Consider the following 12,025-nt stretch of genomic DNA (forward strand, 5'->3'; position numbering starts at 1 on the left):
GGTTGAGGCGAAGAGTTGCCCATAGGGCGAGCGCTTGTTCGGTTTACTTCTCGGGCGTGGCCTCGATCAGCTTCACCAACTCGCGCTTCTGCTGCTTGCTTAGCGAGCCCCAGCGCAGGAGCAACTTGGCCAGCAGATCATCGTCGGTGTAAAGGAAGGCGGCGGGGATCCCCAACGCTTGGGCCAACCGCTCAGCAATCTCCAGCATGGGCTCGTGCTTGCCACGCTCGTACTGGTTGATTCGGGGGCTGGCCACGTGAGGATCCAGACCGGCCCGGATGCCCAACTCCTTCTGCGACAAACCCGTGTGCAGGCGGGCTTGTTTGAGGCGTCGAGCGAAGGTCGGTGTTGAGTCGACGGACAAAGTCACGCGCGCACGCCATGGAGACCCCATAAGGATGGCGGATGTACCCTGCCTTGCATACTAAGATATTCTTAGCTTTGAGGCAACCGGCGACACCGTTAGCGCCGCCCCCCCCCCCCCCAGGAGCCACGCCGCTCCCTCATCCCCGGAAACCGCATGCCCGGAACCTCGTCAATGACGCCATCTGGGGTCGCCAGCATCGAGGAGTTGGGCCTTCGTGGCACCCTTTTCCTAGCCGCACTGTTAGCCGCGCAGCTACGACGCCTACCGGTGGCGCCCACACGCCGCTCCACCTTGCTGGTGCTGGACACGCTGCGAGACTTGGCCTTGATCCAAGTTCCCTGGCCAGCGGATCGATGGCAGATCCGCCCCGATGCCGAGGTCACGCCCATCGAAGATCTGCAATGGGCTTTCGCCTGGTCTACTCACGAGCGCAGGCACCTGCTCCCGGTGCTGGAAGACCAACTCGGCGATATGGCACACGATGTAGACTTGGCGGACGCGAAACTGGAGCTGTGGGATGAACTTGCACTCTGGGAGACCGAGCAGTTTCTGGAGCAGCAATTGCTCAAACATCACTTCGACCCAGGCTGGGCACGTGATGTGGGGTTCGTCTTTCAATCCGGACCGCGGGGCTTGCCGATCGCGCGGTGGCGTTACTGCTGCTGGGCGGCGGTACGCCAAGGTGCCTCGGTGGCGATGCGTCTTGGCGTGCACGACAGCGCCCATGTGCGGGAAGCCATCTTTCAGGAGGTCCAGAAGCGCCTGCGCTACCTGATGACCAGTTCGCCCGAGCAAGGCATGTTCAAGCCCTATCATTTGGCACCGGAGTCCTCAGTAGCCAAACTGTTTGTAGATTGGGTCGTCCCTATGGAATGGGCGTACTGGACAGGTGAGCGCCACCCCAGCCGCTAGCAGACAAACGAGCAGCCTCGTCAGTCGGCTCCCCCATCTTGCGCATGGCCGCGCCGAGTTTTCTTCACCGCATTTTGTGCTGGCGTCAGTTGATTCAGTAGAGGCTCTAGCGCTTCAAGACGTGCATTGGCACGCAACGCATCGGCTTCAGCGCTCTCGCGGCGCTCACGCTCCCGCGCAAGGGTGTCTTGAACTTGAGCTAGCTCGTTGCGCATGGTATCCAAGGTCTTGGCGTCAGTCTTCCAGCGCTCCTGCAGTGCCAAATAGTCCGTCGCGGTCTGGCGCAACGCCACGACCTCGCTGTGTTGGCCTTCGTGGGCCTGTCGTAGCTGGGCAAGCTCACGCTCAATCCGCCCGTGGCGCTCCAGCCATTGACCATTGTCGCGGTTCAGCACCAACAGCTCCTGATTCTTCGCGCCCAAGGCTTCATTGGCCTGACGTAAGGCTACTTGCAGCTCTTGGACCTGATGCTCGTGACGGCGAAGCTCTTGCTCACGCTGCTCTTTGGTTGAAGTGCGGTAGTGCTCAAGCGCTTCCCGGGCATGGGCATGCTTGTCCTCCAGAGAACGCGTATGCGCCTCATGATCAGCCAGCCGCACCGTCATGCCAGCGATGCGCTCGTTCAACTGGGCGATTTCCGCGATCCTGTCACCTAGATTCTGTTGAAGGAGGGCGTGAGCAGCTTGCTCTTGGTGCAGGCTTGCTTCGGTGCGCTGCAGCCGACTGCTCAAGGCGGCAGCCTCCTCTTGGGCACCGGAAAGCGCCTGTTGCCGACTGTGGAGCTCAGCCTGATGGCGCTCACGCTCCTGGGTGAGGATGGCCTCTGCTTCCTCCTGGAGCCGCGAGGCCAAGCGCGCAACCAAGTCCTGCAAAGCATCACTAACGGCTACCGTCCTCGCCGGACCGCCGCCTTCCTCTCCTTCCAGTTCACGCAAGTAGCGGTGGATCGTGGTCTTGGAGCCCGTGTTGCCCAAGGCCACTCGCACCGCGTCGACTGACGGCTTCTTGCCTTGGGCCAGCAGCGCGTCGCGCGCCTTCTGGATGTCACTCTTATAGAGTCCTGCGCGCGCCATCGTGCCACCTCACTTTATTTCGTAATGTATTACATACCATGTAATTACATACTATTAAAGCAGGTAGACGACCGCTCGTCGGCGAAAATAGTTATACGGGATAATATTGAATTATCCCGCGTAAGGCGGATTCTGACCCTTCCCCGCGTCCCAAGCAGTACGAAACCGCCCAGGGCCGGCGATCGCTGGGTAGTATGGCCCAGAGCGGAAAGGAGGCCAGCCAGGGTGCAGGCAGGCTCCGCCACCGAGCCCGTTGGCCATCAAAGGACTGTGCATGCCGATCGAACGTATCGTCATCGACAACTTCAAGTCGTTTCGCCATCTGGACCTGCCCCTCAATGCCCACATGAACCTGGTGGTGGGCGACAACGAGGTCGGTAAATCCACCCTGCTGGAGGCCATCCACGCGGTGGTCACCGGCCAGCTGCATGGGCGCAATCTTGCCTACGAGCTCACGCCCTACCTGTTCCACCAGCCCATGGTGCAGGAGTACTTGGGAGCGCTTGCCACGGGCACGCCGGCCTCGCCGCCACGGATCTCCATCGAAGCCTATTTGGGCGCCGACGCCGCGCTGGCGTCGTTACGCGGCACCAACAACTCCCTGCGTCTGGATACCGCCGGCATCCGGCTGCTGGTCGAGCTCAACGACGACTACCGCGAGGAGTTCAACGCCTACCTGCAGCAGCACCAGGGCGCGGTCAGCCTGCCGGTGGAGTACTACACGGTGCGCTGGTACTCCTTCGCCAACAATGGCGTCACCGCCCGTAGTATTCCGTTCGACTCGACCATCATCGACACGCACGGCATCAAGACCTTGTCCGGTGCCGATCGCTATATCGCCGGCATCATCGAGCAGGCACTGACGCCTGCGCAGCGCGTCTCGCTGTCGCTGAGCTTCCGCCGCATGCGGCAGAGCTTTTCCGAAGAAGCGGATGTGGCAGCGATCAATGCCTACTTGACCGAGCACACCGGGGACATCAGCCACAGGGCATTGACGGTAGGCGTGGACACATCGCCGCGCTCAACGTGGGAAACCAGCCTGTCACCCTACCTGGATGAGCTCCCGTTCACCCAGGCCGGCAAGGGCGAGCAAAGCGCGGTGAAGATGAAGCTGGCGATGCACGCGGCCGGCGCGGCTCACGTGCTGCTGATCGAGGAGCCGGAGAACCATCTGTCCTATTCCAGCATGACCCAGCTGATCGACAAGATTGCGGCCCTCTCCACCGCCCAGCAGGTGATCATCGCCACCCACAGCAGCTTCGTGTTGAACAAGCTGGGCGTGGACAACGTGATCCTGTTCAGCGCGCAAGGCCAGATGAAGCTGGACCAGCTGCCCAGCGATACCCACGACTATTTCATGAAGCTGCCGGGCCACGACACGCTGCGGTTGATCCTGGCCAAGCAGGCGATCCTGGTGGAAGGCCCTTCCGACGAACTGATCGTGCAGCGTGCCTACAGTGACCATCACGGCGTGGCGCCGATGGCTCACGGCGTAGACATCATTTCGGTCAAGTCGTTGGCATTCAAACGCTTCTTGCAGATTGCCGATCGACTGAGGATTCAGGCCAAGGTGATCACCGACAACGACGGTGATATCGCAGTTGTGCAAGAGCGCTATGCCGAGCACATCAACGCGATCTATTACGATTCCGACGAGAGCGCCCCTTCGCTGGAAGAGCAGCTGATCAAAGCCAACTCGCTGGCCGAACTCAATACCGTGCTGGGCAAGGCCTTTGCCGATGAGGTGGCGCTGCTCAAGTACATGAAGGGCCATAAGACCGATACGGCCTTGGCGATTTTCAATAGCCCGCACTCGATCAGGTTCCCGGACTATGTCCAGCGTGCCATCACCTAACCGGGTCCTGCTCTCGGCAGCCGGCTCGGGCAAGACCACGTTGCTGGTCCGGCAGGCCTTGGAGCGACCTGGGCGCCGCATCGCGATTGTCACCTACACGCTGGAAAACCTGGAAGAGATCCGGCGCTCGTTTGAGGCCCACGCAGGCGCGGTCCCCGCGCATGTCACCTTGCACAGCTGGTATGGCTTTCTGCTGCGCCAGTGCATTCGCCCGTACCAAGCTGCGCTTTGCCCTGAGCCTCGCATCGAGACCATCCTGTTCGTAGAAGGTGTCACCAACAACCGCGCCCCACGCACCCAGGTGGCGCGCCACTACCTGGCGGGCAACCGGATGTATTCGGACCGAGCGGCCGATTTCGCTGTGCGCTGCGATGAGCTGACCCAAGGCCAGGTCGTGGCGCGATTGGCGGCGATGTACGACGAGCTCTACATCGACGAAGTCCAGGATCTGGCCGGCTTTGATCTGGATCTGGTCGAACGGCTGTTGAAGAGCGAGATTGCCATCACGTTGGTAGGCGATACGCGCCAAGCCACGTATGCCACCAACTATGCGCAAAGGTACAGCCAATACCGTGGTCCGAATCTGGCAGCGCTGTTTCAGATTTGGGAGGCCGACGGCTTATGCCGGCTGGATCACCGCCTCACCAGTCTGCGCTGCGTCCAGGCCCTGTGCGATATGGCTGACACGCTCTATCCGCAGATGCCGCGGACCCAATCAGGCAATGGCGAGGTCACCGGACACGATGGCATCTACCTCGTCGCTCCAGGGGATGTGGCCGCGTACATGCAGGAGTTCGCCCCCACCGTGCTCCGGCATGACCGGCGGCAGGCGTGCGACGGACTGCCGGCGGTGAACTTTGGGCAGTGCAAGGGCCGCACCTACAGTCGGGTCCTCATCTTTCCGAACGGGCCGTTGACGCAGTACCTGCGCACGGCCGATGCAGCGCGTATCACCGCGCCGCCGAAATACTACGTGGCCTTCACCCGGGCGCGGCAAAGCGTGGCCTTTGTGTATGCCGGCGCGTGCGCGTTGCCGGGTCATCAGCTCTATGCGCCTGCCAGCGCAGACGCATAGAGCCAGGGGCTGCGATCACATCTTCTTTAACGGCGCCGCGGTGGGCGGCGGCGGTACCGGGCCCGGGTCGTTGAAGCACAGCATGATCTGATCGATGCCGAATTGATCGGCCAGGACCTGGGCAATCACAGCATGCACCAGGTCCAGGTCGACCGAGGGCGCCGCGACCGTGATGGTGGCCGCGATCGCACGGCCATGCTCACCGGCGACCAGGCGCAGGTCGTCCACCGCTTTCACGCCCGGGTCGGTAAACATCGCCGCACGGACCTGTTCCAGGTTGAGCTCGTTCATGGGGACTCCAAAGCAGTGCTACCGGCGCGGGGAGCTCGGTCGCGATGCAGCCAACGATAGAGCACCGGCAGCACCAACAAGGTCAATGCGGTGGATGAGACGATGCCGCCGATGACGACAGTGGCCAGCGGCCGCTGCACTTCCGAGCCAGCACCGACATTCAAGGCCATGGGTAGGAAGCCCAGCGAGGCTACCAGGGCGGTCATCAACACCGGTCGCAGGCGTCCAAGGGCGCCGTCGCGCACAGCGTCGTCTAGCGGATCGCCCTGTTCGCGCAGACGGCGGATGAAGGCGATCATGACCAGCCCGTTGAGTACGGCCACGCCCGACAGCGCGATGAAGCCCACACCGGCAGAGATCGACAACGGAATCCCGCGCAGAGCCAGTGCCAGCACACCGCCGGTCAGCGCCAGCGGCACGCCACTGAACACAATGGCCGCATCCTTGGCCGAGCCGAAGGCCATGAATAGCAGAGCGAAGATCAACGCCAGTGTCACCGGAACGACCACGCCCAGGCGTTGGGTGGCCGAGATCAGCTGCTCGAAGGTGCCGCCGTAATCGATCCAGTAGCCCTCTGGAAGCGCGGCATCCTGGCCGATGCGTGTGCGCAACTCGCCGACGAACCCGCCCAGATCGCGCTCGCGCACGTTGGCGGTGATCACCACGCGGCGCTTGCCGTTCTCGCGGTTGATCTGATTGGGCCCGCGCTCTACCTGGATCTTCGCCACTTCCCGCAGCGGCACCGTGCGAGGCCCCCCATTGGCGCCGGCGGCCAGACGGCTGGACTCATCGACACTGGTGCTTGCCGGCAGCGGAATGGGCAGATCTGCCAGCACAGCGGGGTCTTGGCGCTGCGCTTCGGGCAGGCGCACGACCAGGTCGAAGCGGCGGTCGCCCTCGATCAACTGGCCGGCAACACTGCCCCCAATGGCGGTGGCCACCGTTTCCTGCACATCGCCCGGGTTCAGGCCATACCGTGCCAATGCCGCCGGATCTGGCGTGATGGTCAGCAGCGGCAGGCCGGAGACCTGCTCGGCCTTGACGTCTTCGGCGCCGGGGACGCTACGCATGACCCGCTCGACCCGGCTGGCCAGGCGCGTCAACTGGTCAAGGTTGTCGCCGTAGACCTTGACCGCCACGTCCGAACGGACGCCGGAGATCAACTCGTTGGTGCGCATCTGGATGGGCTGGGTGAACTCGTAGTTGCTGCCCGGGATTTCCTTGGCCGCCGCCTCCAGCTCTTCCACCAGCTCGGCCTTGGGCTTGCGCGGGTCGGGCCACTGGTCGCGGGGCTTGAGCATCAGGAAGGTGTCGGCCATCGACGGCGGCATAGGATCGGTGGCCACCTCGGCGGTGCCGATCTTTGAGAAGATGTTGGCCACCTCCGGGAACTGGGCCAGGCGCTTCTCCAGCGTTTCCTGCATGGCCACCGACTGCTCCAAGCTGGTGCCGGGAATACGCATGGGCTGCAAGGTGATGTCGCCCTCATCCAGGCTCGGCACGAACTCCGAACCCAAGCGGGTGGCCAGCACGCCACAGCCCACCACCAGCACGGCCGCGCCGGCCAGCACCACCACGCGCCGACGCAGGGCCCAATCCAGCAGCGGCGTATAACGGGCACGCGACCAGCGCATCAGGCGGTTGTCGTGCTCAGCCACACGGCCGCGCAGGAAGCTGGCGATCGCCGCCGGCACGAAGGTCAGCGACAACACCATGGCGCCGGTCAGGGCCAGCACCACCGTGATCGCCATCGGGTGGAACATTTTTCCTTCTACCCCGGACAGCGCGAAGATCGGCAGGTAGACCGCGGCGATGATGCCCAGGCCAAACAGGCTGGGACGGATCACCTCGGCGGTGGCCGAGGCGGTCAGGTCATAGCGCTCTTCATCGTTGAGCTGGCGGCCCAGCGCGTGCTGCGCCTCGCCGAACCGGCGCAGACAGTTCTCGATGATGATCACCGCCCCGTCCACGATCAGGCCGAAGTCCAGCGCGCCCAGGCTCATCAGGTTGCCCGACACGCCGCCACGCACCATGCCGATGATGGTGAACAGCATCGCCAACGGGATCACCGCCGCGGTGATCAACGAGGCGCGCACATTGCCCAGCAGCAGGAACAGCACCACCACCACCAGCAGCGCGCCCTCGATCAGGTTCTTGGACACCGTGCCGATGGTGCGATCCACCAGCGCGGTGCGGTCATAGACGGCCTTGGCATGGACGCCGGCAGGCAGGCTGGCGTTGGCGGCATCCAGCTTGGCCGCGGCCGCCTGGGAGACTTCCCGGCTGTTGGCGCCGAACAACATGAAGGCGGTACCGACCACGACCTCGTGGCCATTCTGGGTGGCCGCGCCCGTGCGCAGCTCCTTGCCTTCGCCCACGCTAGCGACGTCGCGCACCCGAATGGGCACGCCATCGCGCCGGTCCAGCACGATGTTGCCGATTGCCTCCAGATTGGCTAGCTGGCCCGGCACGCGCACCAGGAACTGCTGTCCGTTGCGCTCGATGTAGCCGGCGCCGATGTTCTGGTTGTTGCGCATGACCGCGGCGACCACGTCGTTCAACGTGAAGCCCAGCGCCACCAACTGAGCTGGATCGGGAGTGATGTGGATCTGCCGCTCGAAGCCGCCGATGGTGTTGACCTCGGTGACGCCGGGCGTGGTGCGCAGCTGCGGCCGGATCACCCAGTCCTGCAGGGTGCGCAGGTCCGTGGCCGTGTACGGGGTGCCGTCGGGCTTGCGAGCGTTGGGCTCGGCCTCCACGGTGTACATGAAGATCTCGCCCAACCCGGTGGAGATCGGCCCCATTTCCGGGTCCAACCCTTCGGGAAGCTGGGAGGCGATCTGCTGCAGGCGCTCGGCGACCTGCTGGCGGGCAAAGTACAGGTCGGTGCCGTCCTTGAAGACGACGGTGACCTGCGAAAGCCCGTAGCGCGACAGCGAGCGGCTGTAGTCCAGCTTGGGCAGACCGGCCATGGCCGTTTCGATGGCAAAGGTGACCCGTTGTTCGGCCTCCAGCGGCGAGTAACCCGGGGCCTGGGTGTTGATCTGGACCTGGACGTTGGTGATGTCGGGTGTGGCGTCAATGGAAAGGTGACGGTAGCTCCACACGCCCAGCGCAACCAGCGCAGCGGTGAGCACTAGCGTCAGCCAGCGATGGCGGATGGACAGCCCAATGAGGCGTTCGAGCATGGCGGGCCTCATTCTTCTTCCACGGTGGACTTTTCGATGTCGGCCTTGATCAGGAAGCTTTGGGCCACCACCATCTGTTCACCGGCCTTGAGGCCTTCCAGCACTTCGGCGCGTTCGGCGTCGCGGCGCCCCAGCTTCACCGGCCGGGTGTGGTAGGTTTCGCCCTGCTGCACGTAGACCACGTCCTGGTCTTCTGCGGTCTGCAGCGCCGTGATCGGCACCACCAACGCTGCCGATTGGCGATCCACGGTGACCCGCGCCTTGACCGCCGACCCCGGCCGCCACAGGCCATCGGTGTTGGCCACCGTGCCGCGCGCAATGGTGCTTTGGCTGGCGGTGGCGGTGCCGGGCAGGACGCGCTCCAAGGTGGTCTGTGCGGTGACGCCATCGCTCAAGCGGGTAACCGTCACCGGCACGCCAGCACCGATGTGCTGGGCGTCGGCGCCGAAGATGTGCAGGTCCACCCACAGCGTGGACAGGTCGGCGACCTCAAACAGCGGCGCGCCCTCAGCGGCGGCCATGCCTACGGCGGCCGTGCGCGCCATGACCACGCCACTGATCGGCGCGGTGACGGTATAGGTGGTCAGGCTCAGGTTGCTCTCTACCGTGGCCAGTGCCTGGCCGGCCCGTACCTGATCACCCACGCCCGCACGCACGGAGCGGACCGGTCCGGGGAAGCGTGCCGTGACCTGCGCGATGCGACCGTCAATCGGGGTCAACAGCCCTTGCACCTCATGCTCGTCAGCAATCTCACCGGGGCCTGCCGGTGCGACCTGGATACCCGCTGCCTGCGCAGCTTTGGCGGCAATCTTGGTTTCCAGCGGCGCTTCCTCGTGCTCGCCGTGCTCTTCGCCCTCAGCGGCGGCGCCGCCTTCGGACGCTTCGTTGGGGGCCGACGCGTTGCAGGCGGCCAGCATCATCAGGGCCATGCCCAGTGCGGTCCAGGAAAAGCGATTCATGGGGTCTCTCCGGTGGAAGCAGCCGCCGGCGGCGCGACAAGCGCCTGGCCGGTCAGGCGTTGAATTTCGATCAGGGCGCGCTGCGCATCGAGCGCCACGTCCAGCTGCTGCTGGGCCATGGCCGTGCGTTCGGACTGCAGCTGTGCCCATTCCAGGTAGCTGATCGCGCCGGCGCGATAGGCGCGCTCGGCGGCCTGCTCAGCCCGGGCCAACTTCGGCAGCACCTCGCCTTGCAGCCGTGCCACCTCGGCCTGCGCCACGGTGTAGCGACCATGGGCTTCGACCAGCGTGGAATACAGCGACAGGCCCTTGGCCTCGCGCTCGATCGTCAGAACCTCCAGCTCGGCTTCGCCGGCGCGGATCTCCGGCTGCGCGCGGCTGCGGCTGCCCAGTGGCATGGACAGGCTGGCCACCAGCGCGGTGTCGTCAGTCTCCTGCAGGCGGCGCACGCCCAGCTGCCACGACAAGTCCGGCGAGGCCGCCGAACGCGCCAGCTGCAGTCGTGCCTGCGCGATCCGGCGGGCATCGGCAAACTGCGCCAACTCGGGAGTGCGCTCCAATTCCTCGGCCAGCGACTGCATGGACGCGATCGCCGGCAGGGTCATGGGATCCGCCGCGACCACCTCGAAGCTCGGAGCACGTTCGCCCCAGAGGGCAGCAAGGTGCTGCCGGGCGGCAATGCGCTGCTGCTCGGCCCGATCACGGGTCAATTCTGCTCTCGCCAGTGCTGCTTGTGCGGTGAGCATCACCGATTCGGGAGACGCGCCAGCCTGCAGGCGCTGCCGGGCAGCGGCGACGGTCCGCTGGCGCTGGCCGACATCCATGTTCGCCAGGCTGCGTTGCCGGTCGGCACCGACAACGGCCAAATAGCGCTGCGCCGTCTCGGCGAGCAGGTCCAGCCGCCCGGTCTCGCGCTGCACGGCCAGTGCATCAATCCGGCTTTGGGCCAAGGTGCGGCGGGCGTCGAGCTTGCCGCCGCGCTCCAGGACCGAGCTCAGGCTCAAGGTCAACTCCGCGCTGTCCAGGCCACGGGCCGCGCCCGTGCCCAGCGCATTTTCAACCTCCGCCCCCAACGTCCACGGTGGCCGCTGCACGGCCTGGTCGCGCTCGGCAGCGAGCACCGTGGCTCGCGCATCGACCAGGCGCAGCTCGGGGTGGGTTTGGGCCACGCGTGCAAACGCGTCGTCCAAGGTCATCAGCTCTTCTGCTGTCGCCGGCGTTGCCGCCGCGCTCAACAGTAGCCACGCGGCCAGGGCCGCCAATCGCACATGCATGAAGTACTCCAGAATTTTCGATAGCCAACAGGGATCCGGCGCACGCCGGCGCGCATCACCCTGCGATCGGCGGCCGGAACGGCGCGAGCAGGTGCTCATGCCGATATCTGTCCGCATGGGCTGTCGCCGACGGCCAATGCCGGCCGATATGAGCAATGGCCAACACTATTTCTGGAGCCGGCGCGGCCTGGCTACAGCACAGCACCAGCTGCTGTAGCCGGTGCAGCGCGGCGTCTACGCCACGCTCGGAAGCTGGTGATGCCACTGCCGGGTCATGGTCGGCCGCGGCCAGATGGGTTTGAGCATGGAGCTCGCCAACCACTGCCAGCACCGGCTGCGTCACAAGGCCCACGGCCAAGTGCGCCAGCAGCAGCCAGCGCAGGCCACAGCTCAGCCGGCCAAGCGCTGTCATGCAGGCGTTTTGCGCGCGTCGGCACGCGCCCGGCGAGCATCACCCAAGATCTCGAAAGCCTCCTTGATCACATACAGGCCGATCAGGGCGCCGATCACGAAATCCGGGTAGGGGCTGGCCAGCCACCACACCAACAGGCCGGCCAGAATCACCCCAACGTTGGCCACCACATCGGCGCGGGTAAACAGCCAGGTCGCTCGCAGATGCACTTCGCCAGACTTCAAGGGGGCGAGCATACGGAGCACCTTCAGGTTCACGGCCAGCGAGACCAGAGCGGTACCGATCATCCAACCGCTGACCGGCTCGGCGCCGTACATCACCCGGCGGCCGACTTCGACCAGCACGCCTACGCCCAGCACCAGCAGCACGCTGCCACTGACCCACGCGGCGTTGGCCTTGAAGCGCGCCGTGCGCCCGATAGCGACCAGGCCAATGGCATAGGCGGTGGCGTCAGACAGCATGTCCAGCGCGTCAGCCAGCAGCCCGGTGGAATGGGCAATCCAGCCGGCAATGCCGCCGATCACGGCCATCGCTGCATTCAGGACCAAGGCGATCCAGAGGATGCGTCGCTCCTCCTTGTTCTTGGCTTCGTGGTGGCACCCGCAATCACTCATGTCTT

Annotated in this window: 11 protein-coding genes; 3 read left to right on the plus strand and 8 right to left on the minus strand. The window is 64.8% G+C overall.

Features of this window, described 5'->3' with window-relative positions:
- Positions 1 to 43: 43 nt before the first annotated feature.
- Positions 44 to 394, minus strand: coding sequence for a helix-turn-helix domain-containing protein (locus CKW06_RS12320; RefSeq protein WP_050426950.1), 351 nt, complete (start codon positions 392 to 394; stop codon positions 44 to 46).
- A gap of 126 nt (positions 395 to 520) precedes the next feature.
- Between CKW06_RS12320 and CKW06_RS12325 the strand changes: the two genes are divergently transcribed.
- Positions 521 to 1,279, plus strand: a complete 759-nt coding sequence (locus CKW06_RS12325) for a hypothetical protein (protein WP_223224790.1) — start codon at positions 521 to 523, stop codon at positions 1,277 to 1,279.
- A gap of 20 nt (positions 1,280 to 1,299) precedes the next feature.
- On the opposite strand, the gene CKW06_RS12330 is transcribed toward CKW06_RS12325, so the two are convergent.
- The gene (locus tag CKW06_RS12330) at positions 1,300 to 2,352 is read right to left on the minus strand and encodes a DNA-binding protein (RefSeq protein ID WP_024956871.1); all 1,053 of its coding nucleotides are present in this window, start codon (positions 2,350 to 2,352) and stop codon (positions 1,300 to 1,302) included.
- A 274-nt stretch (positions 2,353 to 2,626) separates the two neighbouring features.
- Here CKW06_RS12330 and CKW06_RS12335 point away from each other — a divergent pair, with 274 nt between their 5' ends.
- Positions 2,627 to 4,207: an ATP-dependent nuclease gene (locus tag CKW06_RS12335; protein WP_021201904.1), complete on the plus strand. Its 1,581-nt coding sequence runs from the start codon at positions 2,627 to 2,629 to the stop codon at positions 4,205 to 4,207.
- The gene (locus tag CKW06_RS12340) at positions 4,185 to 5,282 is read left to right on the plus strand and encodes a UvrD-helicase domain-containing protein (protein ID WP_012480224.1); all 1,098 of its coding nucleotides are present in this window, start codon (positions 4,185 to 4,187) and stop codon (positions 5,280 to 5,282) included. The genes CKW06_RS12335 and CKW06_RS12340 overlap by 23 nt, the downstream gene beginning before the upstream one ends.
- A 15-nt stretch (positions 5,283 to 5,297) precedes the next feature.
- Here CKW06_RS12340 and CKW06_RS12345 read toward each other — a convergent pair whose 3' ends face one another.
- From CKW06_RS12345 to CKW06_RS12370, 6 genes are read right to left on the minus strand one after another with little or no spacing between them, the layout of a single operon-like run.
- Positions 5,298 to 5,573, minus strand: coding sequence for a hypothetical protein (locus CKW06_RS12345; protein WP_019184735.1), 276 nt, complete (start codon positions 5,571 to 5,573; stop codon positions 5,298 to 5,300).
- On the minus strand, positions 5,570 to 8,761 hold the full coding sequence (locus CKW06_RS12350) for an efflux RND transporter permease subunit (protein ID WP_021201905.1): 3,192 nt from the start codon (positions 8,759 to 8,761) through the stop codon (positions 5,570 to 5,572). Before CKW06_RS12350 ends, CKW06_RS12345 begins: the two co-directional genes overlap by 4 nt.
- An 8-nt stretch (positions 8,762 to 8,769) precedes the next feature.
- A complete protein-coding gene (locus tag CKW06_RS12355) occupies positions 8,770 to 9,720 on the minus strand; it encodes an efflux RND transporter periplasmic adaptor subunit (RefSeq protein ID WP_024956870.1) in 951 nt (316 codons plus the stop codon).
- Positions 9,717 to 10,994 (minus strand): TolC family protein, encoded by a 1,278-nt coding sequence (locus CKW06_RS12360; RefSeq protein ID WP_024956869.1) that lies wholly within the window; start codon positions 10,992 to 10,994, stop codon positions 9,717 to 9,719. The genes CKW06_RS12355 and CKW06_RS12360 overlap by 4 nt, the downstream gene beginning before the upstream one ends.
- Positions 10,995 to 11,049: 55 nt before the next feature.
- The gene (locus CKW06_RS12365) at positions 11,050 to 11,406 is read right to left on the minus strand and encodes a hypothetical protein (protein ID WP_012480228.1); all 357 of its coding nucleotides are present in this window, start codon (positions 11,404 to 11,406) and stop codon (positions 11,050 to 11,052) included.
- The gene (locus CKW06_RS12370) at positions 11,403 to 12,020 is read right to left on the minus strand and encodes a cation efflux transmembrane domain-containing protein (protein ID WP_005413376.1); all 618 of its coding nucleotides are present in this window, start codon (positions 12,018 to 12,020) and stop codon (positions 11,403 to 11,405) included. Before CKW06_RS12370 ends, CKW06_RS12365 begins: the two co-directional genes overlap by 4 nt.
- Positions 12,021 to 12,025: the final 5 nt, after the last annotated feature.

Source organism: Stenotrophomonas maltophilia, from assembly GCF_900186865.1.
Lineage (GTDB): Bacteria > Pseudomonadota > Gammaproteobacteria > Xanthomonadales > Xanthomonadaceae > Stenotrophomonas > Stenotrophomonas maltophilia.